The organism is Pseudomonadota bacterium, from assembly GCA_027624955.1.
GTDB lineage: Bacteria > Pseudomonadota > Alphaproteobacteria > UBA828 > UBA828 > PTKB01.
The window spans coordinates 55,632-71,429 of record JAQBTG010000012.1; the positions used below are offsets into that span (position 1 = coordinate 55,632).

The following is a 15,798-nucleotide window of genomic DNA, read 5'->3' on the forward strand; positions in this document are numbered from 1 at the left end:
ATGACCGATTGGCCCATCCTTTCTACCGTCACTTTCCTGCCGCTGCTCGGAGCGGCTTTCATACTTCTCATCCGCGGTGATGAAGCGACGATCGCGCGCAATTCCCGCCATGTGGCATTGTGGACCAGCATTGTAGCGTTCGCGATTTCTGTGTTGCTCATCGCCGACTTCGACACGACGACGGCGCAATTCCAGTTTGAGGAGTATGCGCCATGGCTGCCTGAGTTCGGCATTGGCTATCATCTCGGCGTCGATGGAATCTCGGTATTTTTTCTTTTGCTGACAACGTTCTTGGTGCCTATCTGCATTATCTCGTGCTGGGAAGCAGTGAAGACCCGAGTACGTGAATACATGATCGCGTTTCTGGTTTTAGAAACGATGATGATCGGCGTGTTCTCTTCTCTCGATATGTTGATGTTCTACATCTTCTTTGAGGGGCAGCTCATACCGATGTTCCTGATCATCGGTATCTGGGGCGGCGCGCGGCGTGTTTATTCGGCGTACAAATTTTTTCTTTATACCTTGGTGGGCTCGGTGTTGTTTCTACTCGCCATCTTGTTCATGTATTTCCAAGCCGGTACGACTGACATCCCGGCCTTGATGAACGAGGTCTGGGCGCCGGCGGTACAGACTTGGCTCTGGCTTGCCCTGTTCGCATCGTTCGCCGTCAAACTGCCGATGTGGCCGTTTCATACCTGGTTGCCTGATGCCCATGTCGAGGCGCCAACGGCAGGCTCGGTAATCCTCGCCGGGATTATGCTGAAGATGGGCGGCTACGGATTTTTACGTTTCTCGCTGCCCATGTTCCCGGATGCCAGCGAATTTTTCGTGCCCTTCGTGTTCTCGCTATCCGTCGTTGGGGTGATTTACACGTCCTTGGTTGCCCTCATGCAACAGGACATGAAGAAACTGATCGCATATTCCTCGGTCGCCCATATGGGAATTGTCACGATCGGCCTGTTCACCTTCAACGGCCAGGGCATCGAAGGCGGAATTTTTCAAATGCTTAGTCACGGTGTGGTCTCGGCGGCATTGTTCCTCATCGTCGGTGTGGTTTATGACCGTGTGCACTCGCGCGAGATTGCATCCTATGGTGGGCTCGTTCACCGCATGCCGGTGTATGCTTTCGTATTTATGGTGATCATGCTCGCTTCGATAGGACTTCCGGCGACAAGCGGTTTTGTTGGCGAATTTTTGATCTTTGTCGGCGTCTTCCAGGTCAATACCTGGGTCGCCATGTTGGGGCTGACCGGCGTCATTCTCGGCGCCGCCTATATGCTTTGGCTCTATCGCCGTGTAATTTTCGGTGAATTGACGAAGGAAAACTTGAAGTCGATTAAGGACTTGAACGTGCGTGAAATCGGATTTTTCGCACCGCTCGTTGTGTTGGCTCTATTCATGGGTATTTATCCCAAGCCGTTCCTCGATGTCCTGCATGTCTCGGTAGAAAATTTGGTCGCGCAAACACAGATGGCGCGCGCGGGTGGCGCTGACGTTGTCGCCGATCTCTTGCCCGACGTGCTGGCCAGAGTGTTGAGGTAGGTAGGCTATGGCCGAATTTATTACACCGGATTATTTGGCCGCCTTGCCGGAAATGTTTCTCGCGGCGGTATCCCTCGTTCTTCTTATGGTCGGCGTTTTTCTTGGCAACCGGTCGACCAATTTGCTCACCTGGCTGTGCGTCGTCGCTATGGGCGCGGCGTTCGTCATGGTGCTCGTCGGTTCGCATGCCCATAGCACTACATTTTTCGGGATGTTTGTGAGCGATAGTTTCTCCATATTCATGAAATGCTTGGTGCTGATTGGCGCTGCGGTGACTCTGATCATGGGCATGGGATACGTGAAGCGCGAAGGTATGAATCGCTTCGAGTTCCCCATTCTGATCCTGTTCGCGACGCTTGGCATGTTGCTGATGATTTCGGCAAACGACCTTATCGCGCTTTATGTTGGCCTCGAATTGCAGAGCCTATCGCTTTACATCGTCGCCGCGTTCCGGCGTGATTCCCTGCGCTCCAGCGAAGCCGGCCTTAAATATTTCGTGCTCGGCGCGCTCTCTTCGGGGATGCTGCTTTATGGCTGTTCCATGGTCTATGGCTTTACTGGCTTTACAGGTTTCGACGAAATCGCCATCGCGATCGGTCACCAAGGTGCCGATGCGCATGGCGCCGCGCCGATCGGTATTTTGATCGGAGTGGTCTTTATCGCCGCAGCACTCGCTTTCAAAGTATCCGCAGTACCGTTCCATATGTGGACGCCGGATGTTTATGAAGGCGCGCCGACGCCGGTCACAGCTTTCTTCGCCGCTGCGCCTAAAATTGCGGCGATGGCGCTGTTTCTACGCGTCTTGCTCGGGCCGTTTCACGATTTGATGGCGCAGTGGGACCAGATCATCGTTTTCATTTCCATTGCGTCGATGGCGCTCGGGGCGTTTGCGGCGATCGGCCAGAAAAATATCAAACGCCTTATCGCCTACAGCTCGATCGGTCATATCGGATATGCGCTGGTCGGGCTTGCCGCCGGGACACCGGAAGGTGTGCGCGGCGTTCTGATCTATTTGGCGATATATATGGTCATGTCGCTCGGTACGTTTGCTTGCATTCTCGCCATGCGCCGGCGCGGTCAGATGCTAGAGCGAATCGAAGACCTTTCTGGCCTTTCCAAAACCAACCCAGCTATCGCGTTGGCGATGGCAATATTTATGTTCTCGATGGCGGGAATTCCGCCCTTGGCGGGCTTTTTTGGAAAGCTCTATGTCTTCCTGGCCGCCATAGAGGAGGGCATGTACGGGCTCGCGGTTATCGGTGTGCTCACCAGCGCGGTGGGCGCCTACTACTACATCCGTATCGTTAAAGTGATGTATTTCGATAAACCAGTCGAAAGCTTCGATAAACCGATAGGAGCGGAACTATCCAGCGTCCTACTCGGTACGGGCGTTATCACGATGTTCTTTTTCGCTTATCCTACGCCCGTTTTGGAGGGCGCGCAGGCCGCCGCAGCACTGCTATTTCCCTGATAGCGAGGCTGAAATGAGAACGTTGCGGCTGCCGGATGAATTCCGGTTGGTAGAAATGGATGAGGTCGACAGCACCAACGAGGAGGCTAAGCGCCTGGCCTGCTCAGGCGTTGCCGACGGAACACTCGTTTGGGCGCACAGCCAAACAGCCGGCAGAGGGCGGCGCGGCCGAGTGTGGATGTCTGATCCCGGTAACCTATATACGTCATTCGTTCTCCGCCCGGATTGCGCGCCGTTGCAGGCGGCGCAATTGACATTTGTTGCCGCTCTGGCGGTCCGCGATATGCTGACCACATTCTTAGACAATTGCGACTCCATTGCGTGCAAGTGGCCAAACGATGTGTTGGTAGGGGGGCGGAAAATTTCCGGAATACTTCTTGAGTCTTCGACGGCGGGAGGCGGTATCGTTGACTGGCTAGTTCTCGGCATCGGCGTTAATTTGCGCCACCATCCCGATATCGGCGGTCGCCACCCGGCGACTAATCTTTCTGCGGAGGGTGCCGGCGCGATAGAGGTATCTTCCGCCCTTGAAACTCTCGCAACTGCTTTTGCGAAGCGGCGGAGAGAGTGGTTTCAGGGCGGATTTGAAGCCGTTCGCAATGCTTGGCTAAAACACGCGTATGGACTGGGCAAGGCGGCGCACTTCAAACTGGAGGGCGCAGACCATAGTGGCTTGTTCATCGGCATTGATGAAAGTGGGGCCTTGCGGTTGAAGGGAGATGGCTGTGCGGAGCAGTTGTTCACTGCCGGCGAGGTAACTTTCGAGGGGAGTGGCTAAGTTATGCTTCTGGCCATCGATGTGGGCAATACCAATACTGTGTTTGCGGTGTTCGACGGGGACACGATGCGCGGCCAATGGCGCGCGGCGACGAACGCACAGCGTACCGCCGACGAACACGCCGTTTGGTTCAGCCAACTCATGGCTCGCCAAAAATTGGACCTTGATGATATTGATCATGTCGTCCTGTCGACAGTAGTTCCGCAATGTTTGAGCGCTCTGAAATTATTGTGCGAAGAATATTGTGGTTGCACGCCCCTGGTTGTCGGCGAGCCGGGCATCGAACTTGGCATCGACGTTCATGTCGCACAGCCGGGCGAAGTCGGCGCCGACAGACTGGTTAATGCAGTCGGCGCACAAAAGCACTATTCCGGCCCCCTGATCATTATTGATTTCGGCACCGCGACCACGTTCGATGCGATCAATGAAGACGGCTCCTATGAAGGCGGCATCATCGCGCCGGGGATCAATCTATCACTCGAATCACTGCACCGGGCCGCCGCGCAACTACCGAGAATCGCGGTTAGTCGCCCCGACAAAGTCATCGCCAAATCAACGGTTCCGGCGATGCAATCGGGAATCTATTGGGGGTACATCGGTTTGATCGAAGGCATCGTTCAGCGCATGAAGGAAGAATATGGCCGGCCGATGCAAGTGGTCGCCACGGGTGGGCTGGCGAGTTTGTTTTCCGACGGCACTTCGGCCATCGACAAAACCGATCCAGATCTCACAATTCGCGGCCTTCTAGAAATCTTTAGTCGCAACCGGCGAGACAGTGCATGAGTATACCCGTCGCGTCCGGGCCGATCATCGATTCTGAGGCGCTCCATTTCCTGCCGCTAGGCGGAACCGGTGAGATCGGCATGAATCTCAGCCTCTACGCTTGCCGCGGTAAATGGCTGATGGTTGATCTCGGCATTTCCTTCGCCGGCGACACCTTGCCGGGGGTCGATATCCTGGTGCCGAACATCTCTTTTATCGAAAAGCATAGGGACAATCTGCTCGCCATTTTGTTAACCCATGCACATGAGGACCATCTCGGCGCGGTCGCCTATCTCTGGCCGCAACTACGTTGTCCCGTTTATGCTACGCCATTCACGGCTGCCATCCTGCGCGAAAAACTGCGGGAAGCCGGATTGATAAAAAAAGTTCCACTCAATGAAATACCGCTGCGCGCTAAATTCGACCTTGGTCCATTCGCGGTGGAATATGTATCGGTCACACATTCCATTCCGGAATCCAATTCCCTCATCCTACGCACGCCCGAGGGCGTCGTACTACACACAGGCGACTGGAAACTCGATCCGGAACCTCTGGTCGGCGAACTCACGGATGAAACGACGCTGCGGAATATTGGCGATGAAGGCGTGCTCGCCATGGTTTGCGATTCGACGAACGCCCTATCGGAAGGCGAAAGCGGCTCCGAGGGGACGGTCAGGAAGAAATTGATCGAATTGATATCCACTTGCGAGCGCGGTGTTGCGGTAACCCAATTTGCATCCAATGTTGCGCGTATGCAAAGCGTTGCGATGGCGGCAGAGGCCAATGGGCGTGAATTGGTGCTGGTTGGGCGCTCGCTCTGGAAATACGCAAGGGCAGCACAGGCGACCGGGTATTTCGATTCAGATATGCGCCTGCTCAGTGACAAAGAAGGCGCCGAACTTCATCCCGCGCAGGTGCTGTACCTATGCACTGGGTGCCAAGGGGAGCCACGCGCGGCGATGTCAAAAGTTGCCGCTCAGGGCCACCCGCGTGTTCATCTTTCGTCCGGCGACAGCGTGATTTTTACGTCCAAGATCATCCCTGGCAATGAATTGCCCATCAGCCGTTTGCACAGCCAATTGGCGGCCCGCGGAATTACCGTGATCGATGAAAAGGGTCACAAAGACATCCACGTTTCGGGACATCCACGCCGCGACGAACTGAGGCGCATGTATGGCTGGGTGAAGCCGAAAATTTCGGTTCCCGTCCATGGCGAGGCACGCCACCTCACCGCACATGCGGAATTGGCGCGCTCACTCGGTACGCCAGAGAGCTGGGTTATATCCGACGGCGATGTTTTGCGCCTCGGACCGGGGCCGGCGAAAGTAATCGGCACCGTATTTTCTGGCAAACTTGCGGTGGACGGCACGCGGCTCATCGCACCGGATCACACAGCTTTCGGTGCGCGCCGCCGACTGATGCATGACGGCGCGGTGTTCGTTTCGCTGGTTGTTGATAAGGATGGCTGGTTGGTCGCACCGCCGGCCATCCAGGGGCAAGGCATCGTCGACGCGGAAAACGAGGCTGTCGTGGTGAAAGGGCTGGTTGAGGCAGTGCAAGAGGCGCTCGATTCCGACAAGCTGGATAATGCTGATGAGAAGCTGCGCGAGGCCGGGCGCCTGGCGGTGCGCCGGACCTTGGTGGCGCTCTACGGCAAACGACCGGTCATCGAAGTGCAGCTCGTTCGGGTATAAGATGATGCGTAGAGTGATGGTGGGCAAAAAGACATGATTGGGCGTTTGAACCATGTGGCGATCGTCGTGCCGGACCTCGCGGCGGCGGGGACGCTCTACCGGGACATGATGGGCGCGACGGTTTCGGTCGAACAGGACCTGCCGGAGCATGGCGTGACGACGGTGTTTGTCGAATTGTCCAACACAAAAATAGAACTCTTGCATCCGCTGGGTAAGAAGTCTGCCATTCAGGTGTTTCTCGACAAAAACCCCAGTGGCGGGATGCATCACATCTGTTACGAGGTGGCGGATATCGCCGCGGCCCGCGACCGGCTCGTTGCCGGCGGTGCGCGCATTCTGGGCGATGGCGAGCCGCGCACCGGCGCGCATGGCAAGCCTGTCCTATTTCTACACCCCAAGGACTTTTGCGGTACGTTGATAGAACTTGAGGAATCTTAGGAATTTGCCATGAGCGTCTTAAACATCGCGCTGGTATTTCTTATCTCCTGGTGGCTCGGTTGGTTCTTGGCACTGCCCTTCGGCGTGAAGGCGCCGGACAAGGTCGAGCCCGGGCACGCATCGGGTGCGCCTGACAAGCCGCGATTGTTAATCAAGGCGGCAATTGCGACCGGTATTGGGTGTGTGATAACCGCCGTCGTCGTTGTGATTGTTTTGTCCGGGTGGATCGACTTACGGGAGTAATATTGTGGCGCAGCACTATTGTGACGCCGCCTTCGGCGATCCGTTGCATGGCCCCTATCACGACCGGGAATACGGTTTCCCAATCGAAGATGACAATGAATTGTTCGCCCGCCTTGTGCTCGAGATTAATCAGGCTGGTTTGTCTTGGGCGACAATCCTGAAAAAGAAAGATAATTTTGCCTTCGCCTATGACGGCTTCGATATTGCCATCGTCGCGGCCTATGATGAGAACGCCCGCGCCCGCCTTCTGGCCGACGCCGGAATCATTCGCAACCGCCTCAAGGTGAACGCGGCGATCGAGAATGCCCGCCGCTTGCTTGATATCCGCGCCAACGAAGGGTCATTCAAGGCGTGGCTCGATCTGCATCATCCTGCTGAGCTTGAGAGCTGGGTTAAATTGTTTCGCGCCAATTTCAAGTTCACAGGGCCTGAGATCGTGCGCGAATTCCTCGTCAGTACCGGATATCTGCCGTGCGCGCACCGTCCGGAATGCCCAGTGTACGCCGTTGTCGAGGGATTGAACCCACCCTGGATGCAGACGCAATAACCGAAGCTTAAGGCTTTTTCCTTAATCTCAGCTGCTATGAAACATCTATTTTCTGCCGTTGTCTTTGCATTGTTGGCCGGGAATACGCTTTCCCTCGGCGCCCAACAAATTACCGTTACGCCGAGCGCTTGCCAGACTTTGACGGCCCATACGCCGCACGATGATGTAGCATATCGACCCGGCCTTGATGTTAGCGGAAATGCCGTCGCACCCGCCGACCTCAATGCACCCGGACAACTCGACTTCGACGCCGATCACGAGTTTCGGCTGCCCATAGAATTGCCCTTAGAGAACGTCCTCGCCATCGCTGCCACCGATACGTTGAATATCATACGCGATTCCAATATTGGTGTCGGCCTGGTGACGGTCAAAAATGGCCAAGCTTATTTCAACGATGAGCCCTTGAGCGGCGCCCAATCGCATGCGATCGCCGTTGAGTGTCAGAGGCGGCAGGACGCGACGACGCGCTAACAAGCCTCTGCAACATCAATTGGTCGCCAACTTCCACCGGCTCTATCCTTGGGTCGCAACATTGCGCTTTGATGCAGCTTTGGGCATATAGTCCGGCACAGCAATTTCGTGCGAATCGGGAGAACCATGCGGCGATCCAAATTTTTTATGCCGACGCTAAAAGAAACGCCTGCTGAGGCGCAGATACCCTCGCATCGCTTAATGTTGCGCGCAGGCATGGTGCGGCAGACGGCGGCCGGTATTTATAGCTGGTTGCCGCTTGGCTACCGCGTTCTGAAAAGGATCGAGCAGATCGTGCGCGAGGAAATGGACGCGACCGGTGCGCAGGAAATCCTGATGCCGACAATACAGCCGGCAGAACTGTGGCAGGAAAGCGGCCGGTATGATGATTACGGCAAGGAAATGCTGCGATTTACCGATCGCCATGAGCGCGGCCTTCTCTATGGCCCAACCCATGAGGAAATCGTTACCGATATCTTCCGCAACAGCGTAAAGAGCTATCGCGATCTGCCGCAAAACCTTTATCAAATTCATTGGAAATTCCGCGACGAAGTGCGCCCGCGCTTTGGTGTTATGCGCGGGCGGGAATTCTTCATGAAGGATAATTATTCCTTCGATATTGATCCGGAATCGGCCCGCCGCTCCTATAACAAGATGTTCGTTTCATACCTCCGCACCTATGCCCGCATGGGTTTGACGCCGATCCCTATGCAGGCCGATAGCGGCGCAATCGGCGGCGATATGAGCCATGAATTCATCGTCTTGGCCAATACCGGAGAAAGCGCTGTCTATTGTGATTCCGCTTGGCTCGATACCGATGCGTTAGCGCTTGAAATTGATTTCGAAGCAGATTTGCAGCCCATCGTCGACAAATGGACGGAACTTTATGCCGCCACCGATGACAAACATGATCCGGAGAATTGCCCGGTCGATGCGGCGAAACTCTATACCGGGCGCGGTATAGAGGTCGGCCATATCTTTTATTTTGGCACCAAATATTCTGTCGCTATGGGGGCCACAGTGAGCAACGATCAAGGCAAAGAAGTGGCGGTCGAAATGGGTTCCTACGGCATTGGCGTATCTCGTCTCGTCGGCGCGATCATCGAGGCAAATTATGATGAGGACGGCATAATCTGGCCGGAAAGTGTGGCGCCGTTCAAGGTCGGTCTCATGAATCTTCGTAGTGGCGACGACGCCTGCGATGCGGTGTGTGAAAAATTCTACGCCGATTTGAACAAGGCGAGTGTAGAGACTCTTTATGATGAGCGCGACGAACGCGCAGGCGTAAAATTTGCCGAGATGGATCTGATTGGACTGCCATGGCAGGTCGCAGTGGGACCGCGCGGCGTGAAAGCGGGCACAGTAGAGATCAAGCGGCGTGGCGGAGAGCGCGAAGAGATATCTGCAGAATCCGCTCTTGCCCGGCTTGTGTAAGAGCTCGTTCGGAAGCCCAATATGCTTTCCACCTTTGAGAGAATTGTTGCGCTGCGTTATCTCTGGCCGGGGCGGAGAGAGACCTTCACCTTTCTTGTCGCGATGTTCTCCCTGCTTGGCATTTCGTTTGGTGTCTTTACGCTGATTGTCGTGATGTCCGTGATGGGCGGATTTCGCGAAGAATTGCTCACAAGAATACTTGGGCTGCAGCCGCATGTCGTTGCGCGCTCGATTGACGGCGCGATCACTGATTACGCTGCTCTCGCCACAACAGCGCGAGCCATAGAAGGTGTTGAAACCGCTGCTCCGGTAATCCGAGCGGAAGTTTTGGCGCGCGGTTACCGCGAGGTGACAGGCGCGCTCGTTTATGGAATTTCCAGCGAGGACCTCACCCGCAAGAAACGGGTCGTAGCCGGTTTATCTGCCGATGCGATGCTGCCATATGCGAACGGCGAAGGTGTCATCGTCGGTCACCGTCTGGCCAATAAATTGCGCCTTGAGATAGGTGATGATATTCGCCTCATTGCGCCGTCGGTAACCGCGACTGCGCTTGGCAGCGTGCCGCGAGCGCGGGCATATAAGATAGTCGGCACGTTCAACGTCGATATGTCCGAGTATGACAGCGGCTTTGTGTTCATGCCGCTCGCTTTGGCGCAGATTCACTTCAAGTTTCGCGGTTCGGTTTCGACTCTGGAAATCACCGTCGATAAACCGGATCGAGTGCGCGAGTTGCGGCCCGAGCTTCGCGAAGCGTTTGGCACGAATTTTAGGCTACACGACTGGCAACAGATAAACGCAACCTATTTTGGCGTGCTCAAAGTTGAACAAAGAGTGATGTTCCTGATTCTCTTACTCATAGTTATCGTCGCCGCGTTCAACATCATTTCGAGCATGATCATGCTGGTGAAGAGCAAGGCGCGGCAAATCGCCATACTCCGAACTATCGGCGCCACACGCGGTCAAATCATGCGCATCTTCTTTATGAATGGCGCGTTGATCGGGATTGTTGGGACGGCTACCGGCGTTGTCGGTGGCATCTTGTTCGCCGTATACATCGAGCCAATCCGGGAAACGGTCGAAAGCCTGTTTGGCACGCGGCTTTTTCCGCATGAGTTCTATTTCCTTTCTCAACTGCCTACCCGGATTGATGGCGGCGAAGTGGCTGTTGTAGCGATCTTGGCGCTTGGCCTGTCCTTCTTAGCGACACTCTATCCAGCCTGGCGAGCGGCGCGTGTCGATCCGGTGGTGGCGCTTCGCCATGAGTAATGCCGCGCGCGTTTTGGAACTCACGGATCTGCGTCGGACATTTGTTCAGGGGGGCGCCGTGATCGAAGTTTTGCGCGGTGTATCCTTTGGTATTTCGGTCGGTGAAGTGGTGGCGCTCACCGGTCCGTCCGGCGCCGGTAAATCAACTCTTCTTCAGTTGGCCGGACTGCTCGAACAACCAGATAGCGGTGAAATTCGCATCGCCGGGGAATCCTGCACCGCCATGTCCGATCGCCAACGCACACTAGCGCGTCGGGAGAAGCTCGGCTTTGTCTATCAGTTCCACCATCTTTTGCCCGAGTTCTCGGCACGCGAGAATATCATGCTGCCGCAAATGATCGGCGGTGCCGGCAAACGGCGAGCCCGGAAGTACGCCGACGATTTGTTGGCTCGCCTGGATCTTTTGCAGCGCAAAAACCATCGGCCGGCACAGATGTCGGGCGGCGAACAGCAAAGAGTGGCGATCGCACGGGCCCTGGCCAACCGGCCGGTCCTATTGCTGGCCGACGAGCCGACCGGAAATTTGGATCAAGAAAACGCGAAAATTGTATTCGATGCGTTGATGGCGGTGGTCCGCGACACGGGGTTGGCCGCACTTATTGCCACACATAACCTTGATCTTGCGGCGCGTATGGACCGCCATGTGGCGCTGGACAAGGGAATTCTTACAGAGCAACGCTAATTAGCTGACCGGCCAGCGGATTGCCCGTCGGGCGAGCAATCCGCCGTTGGCACTCCGAGCCTAATAGAGGCCGGTTTTGTAATTTTCCTCGACGAATTCGTCGCCTTCTTTAATCTCTTCTTTGGTCGGCTGCTTCTCGGGCGTAGCGACCTGCTCCAAGATCATTTGCGCCAACGTCGGCATTTCCTTGCGGTCCTGCTGGCTCTCAGCTTGCCAGAGCTTGGATCGCCGCACCGCCTTGGCGCAATGCAAATACGCTTCATCAACTTCGACCATGATTCCCATCGTCGGCACCTTGCGGTTGACGGCGCAACGTTCAAGAATTTTTTTGTCCTTCACGAGCTTGGCTTTGCCGTTTACGCGCAAGGCGTCCTCAAAACCTGGAATCAGGAACAAAAGCCCGACATCGGGATTGGCGACGATATTGCTCATCGTATCCAGGCGGTTGTTACCTGGCCTATCCGGAATGAATATAGTGTTGTCGTCCAATACTTGCACGAATCCTGGAGGGTCGCCTCTGGGCGAAACATCCGCCTTTCCATCCGCCGCGCTCGTACCGATGCAAAGAAACGGCGAGCGGGATATGAAATCCTTACAATGTGCATCTAGCTTGCGCAGCTGTTTCATAAGGGCGATATCCATCGGCTCGCCGTAACTGCCTCTGAGCTCGTCTTCGCTTGCGACGACTGTGTCGGAATTTTGATCGTCCATCACTTACCTCATTTGATCTTGGGCTTGCCTGACTATACCAGCGCCGCTGAGATGCCGCCAACAGCTGATGCTGGCCCGAAATCAACGTGACAATTTCCCCTATAGTATGGAATCTAGTCCTGCCTCAATATTTTGCGAGTCGGATACATGAATCACGCCAGTTTCGTCCATCTCCGCGTTCATTCGGCCTACTCGCTGTCAGAGGGCGCAATCAAAACAGACGAACTTGCCGCGCTCTGTCGGGCGGAGCGCATGCCGGCCGTCGCGATCACGGACAGGAACAACTTGTTCGGCGCCATCGAGTTTTCCGAAGCGTGCATAAAATCGGGTGTGCAACCAATTTTGGGCTGCGATCTAGCGCTGCGCCGAAATTCACGCGAAGATAGCCGGCGGCAAACACGGGTGGAAGAGCCGTATTGGCTAGCTCTATTGGTGCAAAATGAAATCGGTTGGCGCAACTTGATGGCGTTGACCAGCACGGCGCATTTGGAAACGCCAAGCGGCGAAACACCGCAAATCGACCTCGCCTGCCTAACGGAGCATTCACAGGGACTTTTGGCACTCTCCGGTGGACCGCGCGGGCCGGTCGGCGCGCTCCTTTTAGATGGCCAGGATGACGCAGCGCGTGCGTTTTCTGCTCAGCTCGCGGAGATATTTCGCGACCGTTTCTATATAGAATTGATGCGCCACGGCATGGAAGACGAGACCCGCATCGAGGCGGCGCTGGTCGATCTGGCCTATGCGCAGGGGTTGCCGTTGTTGGCGACCAACGACGTCTATTTTGGCCCCCGCGACAAATATTTGGCGCACGACGCGCTAATGTGCATTGCGCAGAGCGCGCATATTGATGATGAAAACCGCGCTCGTGTGACGCCAGATCATTGTTTCAGACCGGCTGAAGATATGCGCGAACTGTTCGCCGATTTGCCCGAAGCTGTGGACAATACTCTGACCGTGGCCCGACGCTGTGCCTTTATGGCGCCTCAGCATGCGCCAATCCTACCGGCTTTCCCGATGTCGGAGGGGAAGTCGGAAGCTGCCGAACTGCGCGACTTGGCGGAAGTCGGCCTCAACGACCGTCTCGAGCGCACTGTTTTCAAACAGGATATGTCGGACGAAGAGAAGAGGGCTGCGGCAAAGCCTTATCGGGAACGCCTCAACTTCGAACTCGGCGTGATCGTCGATATGAAATATCCCGGCTACTTTCTCATCGTTGCCGAATTTATCCGTTGGGCAAAGTCGGAGAATATACCGGTCGGACCGGGCAGGGGCTCGGGAGCCGGCTCAGTGGTGGCATGGGCGCTCACCATTACCGACCTGGACCCCTTGCGGTTCGGCTTGTTGTTCGAGAGGTTTTTGAATCCCGAACGCGTATCCATGCCTGATTTTGACATCGATTTCTGCCAAGAGCAGCGGGATCGGGTCATAGATCATGTGTGCGAAAAATATGGCCGCGATCGAGTTGCGCAGATCATTACGTTCGGCAAGCTTCAGGCACGCGCGGTCATTCGAGATGTCGGGCGCGTCATGGGCCTGCCCTACGGCCAGGTCGACCGTTTGTCCAAACTTGTCCCTTACAACCCGGCCAATCCGGTCTCCCTCAAGCAAGCGATCAAAGGCGAGCCGCAATTTCAAGTGATGAAGGAAGAGGACCCATCGGTGGCCCGCCTACTCGATATCGCCCTACAACTTGAAGGTCTGTACCGGCATGCATCGACCCATGCCGCCGGCGTGGTGATCGGCGACCGGCCGCTGCAAGAACTTGTTCCGCTCTATCGCGATCCACGATCGGAAATGCCGGTAACGCAGTATTCGATGAAATATGTCGAGCGAGCGGGGTTGGTAAAGTTCGATTTTCTTGGTTTGAAGACCTTGAGCGTTCTGGAATTTGCCTGCCGACTAATTCGTGACGGCGGCGCCAGAATTGAGTTGGATAGGCTGCCCCTCGATGATCAAGCGACCTATGAGATGCTGGGACGCGGAGCCTCAATGGGGGTGTTTCAGTTGGAAAGTTCAGGTATGCGCGACGTCCTGCGCAGCATGCGGCCCGATACCTTTGAAGACATCATCGCGCTTGTCGCCCTCTACAGGCCGGGTCCCATGGCCAACATTCCAAAGTTCATTGCCTGCAAGCATGGTGAGGAGCAGCCGGACTACATGCATGAGAGTTTGGTGGAAATACTGCGCGAAACTTATGGTGTCATTGTTTATCAAGAACAGGTCATGCAGATCGCGCAAGTGCTCGCCGGGTATAGCCTTGGCTCCGCTGATTTGCTGCGTCGCGCAATGGGCAAAAAGATCAAATCGGAAATGGATGCCCAACGTGAAATATTTGTGCAGGGTGCTATCGAGAAGGGTGTTGATAAAGCGCAGGCCAGTCAAATTTTCGAATTGGTGGCAAAGTTTGCTGATTACGGCTTCAACAAATCACATGCCGCCGCCTATGCGCTGGTCGCCTATCAAACCGCCTATTTCAAGACGAACCACCCGGTCGAGTTCATGGCGGCGTCCATGTCTTTCGAACTTCGTGACACCGATAAATTGGCGGCCTTCCGACAGGAACTGGAACGTATCGGCATTTCCCTCTTGCCACCTGATATCAATGCCTCCGATGCGAATTTCACTGTGTCGGAAACGGCGGAAATGGACAAAAAGGCGATCCGCTATGCCTTGGCCGCGATAAAGAATGTCGGGGACGTGGCGATGCGCGCGGTTGTTGCCGAGCGCGATGCCAACGGTCCTTACACAAGTGTTTTCGACTTCGCCGCGAGGTTGGGGGCCGGCGTCGTCAACAAGCGGCAGCTCGAGAATTTAGCGCGTGCCGGTGCATTCGATGCGCTCGAACCCAGTCGCCGGAAACTCTACGAAGCCGTGGAACTGCTGTTGCGCCATGCGGAGAGTGCCGAGCGCAACAGTGGCCAGGACTCGCTATTCGGTGCCGGGCCGAACATGGGAATGCCTGAGCCCATTCTGCCAGAGGTTGCTGATTGGCCGCCTTTGGAACGATTGAATTATGAACAAGAGGCGATCGGATTCTATCTATCGGCCCATCCGCTTGAGGCTTACGGCTCAGCTCTCAGCGCTCTGAAGACCACGGCATGCGCTCAGTTCTTAGAGCGTGCCAATGAAGGCGCAAGCAGCATCAGGGCGGCGGGCGTGGTTCTCAATGTGCAAGAGAGAGACTCAAACGGCCGGCGATTTGCTTTCGTTCAGCTGTCGGATCCGAGCGGGAGCTTCGAGGTCGCTTTTTTTCAGGAGGCTTATAGCAGTGCGCGGGAGCTGTTGGAGCCGGGCCGTTTCTTGTTGGTGCAGGTCAATATTCGGGCGGAAGGCGACATGATCAAGCTAACGGCTCAGAGCGCCGACGATCTTGAAGCACGAGCAGTGGGCCGGATGAAGGGCTTGGAAATTCATTTTTCCGAGAGTACGCCATTGGCCCCATTGAGAAGTATCTTGGATCGTCAGGGCAGTGGCCCAGGGCAGATTCGTTTCGTGGTCAGAACACCGCAACGCGGGCATGTCGAAGTGGGGCTGAAAGAGCGATACGCATTGTCGCCGGCGGTTCGCGCTGAAATTGATGCAATTCCAGGAATATTAGCGGTTCGAGACCTTTAATCTCCACATATTAATCCGTTACGAATAGCCTGCCGTGAATTGACTTGCACCGAGGGCAGGGGTATGTGTCTCGCTCCCATGGTGAGTTGCGTGGGAAAATCGCACGCGGATATGCGGTGCGCGCCGTCATATGGCGCTTGCCGC

14 protein-coding genes are annotated in these 15,798 nt (G+C 55.7%); 13 read left to right on the forward strand and 1 reads right to left on the reverse strand.

Going from position 1 to position 15,798, the window contains the following annotated elements:
* The 12 genes from O3A94_06650 (at window position 1) to O3A94_06705 (ending at window position 11,328) form a co-directional block, all read left to right on the forward strand.
* Window positions 1-1,542 (forward strand): NADH-quinone oxidoreductase subunit M, encoded by a 1,542-nt coding sequence (locus O3A94_06650; protein MDA1355931.1) that lies wholly within the window; start codon window positions 1-3, stop codon window positions 1,540-1,542.
* A gap of 7 nt (window positions 1,543-1,549) precedes the next feature.
* Entirely contained in the window at window positions 1,550-3,013 is a 1,464-nt protein-coding gene (nuoN, locus tag O3A94_06655) for an NADH-quinone oxidoreductase subunit NuoN (protein MDA1355932.1), read from the forward strand.
* 13 nt (window positions 3,014-3,026) lie between these two features.
* Window positions 3,027-3,791, forward strand: a complete 765-nt coding sequence (locus O3A94_06660) for a biotin--[acetyl-CoA-carboxylase] ligase (GenBank protein ID MDA1355933.1) — start codon at window positions 3,027-3,029, stop codon at window positions 3,789-3,791.
* 3 nt (window positions 3,792-3,794) lie between these two features.
* A complete protein-coding gene (locus O3A94_06665) occupies window positions 3,795-4,574 on the forward strand; it encodes a type III pantothenate kinase (GenBank protein MDA1355934.1) in 780 nt (259 codons plus the stop codon).
* Window positions 4,571-6,247 carry a ribonuclease J gene (locus O3A94_06670; GenBank protein MDA1355935.1) on the forward strand — a complete coding sequence of 559 codons (1,677 nt, stop codon included), beginning with the start codon at window positions 4,571-4,573 and terminating at the stop codon, window positions 6,245-6,247. The genes O3A94_06665 and O3A94_06670 overlap by 4 nt, the downstream gene beginning before the upstream one ends.
* A 33-nt stretch (window positions 6,248-6,280) precedes the next feature.
* A complete protein-coding gene (mce, locus tag O3A94_06675; GenBank protein MDA1355936.1) occupies window positions 6,281-6,685 on the forward strand; it encodes a methylmalonyl-CoA epimerase in 405 nt (134 codons plus the stop codon).
* Window positions 6,686-6,694: 9 nt separating this feature from the next.
* On the forward strand, window positions 6,695-6,928 hold the full coding sequence (locus O3A94_06680) for a DUF1467 family protein (GenBank protein ID MDA1355937.1): 234 nt from the start codon (window positions 6,695-6,697) through the stop codon (window positions 6,926-6,928).
* A 4-nt stretch (window positions 6,929-6,932) separates the two neighbouring features.
* Entirely contained in the window at window positions 6,933-7,475 is a 543-nt protein-coding gene (locus O3A94_06685) for a DNA-3-methyladenine glycosylase I (GenBank protein MDA1355938.1), read from the forward strand.
* Window positions 7,476-7,511: 36 nt separating this feature from the next.
* The gene (locus O3A94_06690; protein ID MDA1355939.1) at window positions 7,512-7,946 is read left to right on the forward strand and encodes a hypothetical protein; all 435 of its coding nucleotides are present in this window, start codon (window positions 7,512-7,514) and stop codon (window positions 7,944-7,946) included.
* Window positions 7,947-8,072: 126 nt separating this feature from the next.
* On the forward strand, window positions 8,073-9,380 hold the full coding sequence (locus O3A94_06695) for a proline--tRNA ligase (protein ID MDA1355940.1): 1,308 nt from the start codon (window positions 8,073-8,075) through the stop codon (window positions 9,378-9,380).
* 21 nt (window positions 9,381-9,401) lie between these two features.
* Entirely contained in the window at window positions 9,402-10,646 is a 1,245-nt protein-coding gene (locus O3A94_06700; protein MDA1355941.1) for a lipoprotein-releasing ABC transporter permease subunit, read from the forward strand.
* The gene (locus tag O3A94_06705) at window positions 10,639-11,328 is read left to right on the forward strand and encodes an ABC transporter ATP-binding protein (GenBank protein MDA1355942.1); all 690 of its coding nucleotides are present in this window, start codon (window positions 10,639-10,641) and stop codon (window positions 11,326-11,328) included. The genes O3A94_06700 and O3A94_06705 overlap by 8 nt, the downstream gene beginning before the upstream one ends.
* A gap of 60 nt (window positions 11,329-11,388) precedes the next feature.
* Here O3A94_06705 and O3A94_06710 read toward each other — a convergent pair whose 3' ends face one another.
* On the reverse strand, window positions 11,389-12,039 hold the full coding sequence (locus O3A94_06710) for a pyridoxamine 5'-phosphate oxidase family protein (protein MDA1355943.1): 651 nt from the start codon (window positions 12,037-12,039) through the stop codon (window positions 11,389-11,391).
* A gap of 147 nt (window positions 12,040-12,186) precedes the next feature.
* On the opposite strand from O3A94_06710, the gene dnaE reads away from it, so the two are divergent.
* Entirely contained in the window at window positions 12,187-15,654 is a 3,468-nt protein-coding gene (dnaE, locus tag O3A94_06715) for a DNA polymerase III subunit alpha (protein MDA1355944.1), read from the forward strand.
* Window positions 15,655-15,798: the final 144 nt, after the last annotated feature.

Excerpts from the sequence above, each read along its gene's own strand:
- O3A94_06650 (MDA1355931.1), top strand. The coding sequence starts at position 1 with ATGACCGATTGGCCCATCCTTTCTACCGTCACTTTCCTGCCGCTGCTC.
- nuoN (MDA1355932.1), top strand. The coding sequence starts at position 1,550 with ATGGCCGAATTTATTACACCGGATTATTTGGCCGCCTTGCCGGAAATG.
- O3A94_06660 (MDA1355933.1), top strand. The coding sequence starts at position 3,027 with ATGAGAACGTTGCGGCTGCCGGATGAATTCCGGTTGGTAGAAATGGAT.
- O3A94_06665 (MDA1355934.1), top strand. The coding sequence starts at position 3,795 with ATGCTTCTGGCCATCGATGTGGGCAATACCAATACTGTGTTTGCGGTG.
- O3A94_06670 (MDA1355935.1), top strand. The coding sequence starts at position 4,571 with ATGAGTATACCCGTCGCGTCCGGGCCGATCATCGATTCTGAGGCGCTC.
- mce (MDA1355936.1), top strand. The coding sequence starts at position 6,281 with ATGATTGGGCGTTTGAACCATGTGGCGATCGTCGTGCCGGACCTCGCG.
- O3A94_06680 (MDA1355937.1), top strand. The coding sequence starts at position 6,695 with ATGAGCGTCTTAAACATCGCGCTGGTATTTCTTATCTCCTGGTGGCTC.
- O3A94_06690 (MDA1355939.1), top strand. The coding sequence starts at position 7,512 with ATGAAACATCTATTTTCTGCCGTTGTCTTTGCATTGTTGGCCGGGAAT.
- O3A94_06695 (MDA1355940.1), top strand. The coding sequence starts at position 8,073 with ATGCGGCGATCCAAATTTTTTATGCCGACGCTAAAAGAAACGCCTGCT.
- O3A94_06700 (MDA1355941.1), top strand. The coding sequence starts at position 9,402 with ATGCTTTCCACCTTTGAGAGAATTGTTGCGCTGCGTTATCTCTGGCCG.
- O3A94_06705 (MDA1355942.1), top strand. The coding sequence starts at position 10,639 with ATGAGTAATGCCGCGCGCGTTTTGGAACTCACGGATCTGCGTCGGACA.
- O3A94_06710 (MDA1355943.1), bottom strand. The coding sequence starts at position 12,039 with ATGGACGATCAAAATTCCGACACAGTCGTCGCAAGCGAAGACGAGCTC.
- dnaE (MDA1355944.1), top strand. The coding sequence starts at position 12,187 with ATGAATCACGCCAGTTTCGTCCATCTCCGCGTTCATTCGGCCTACTCG.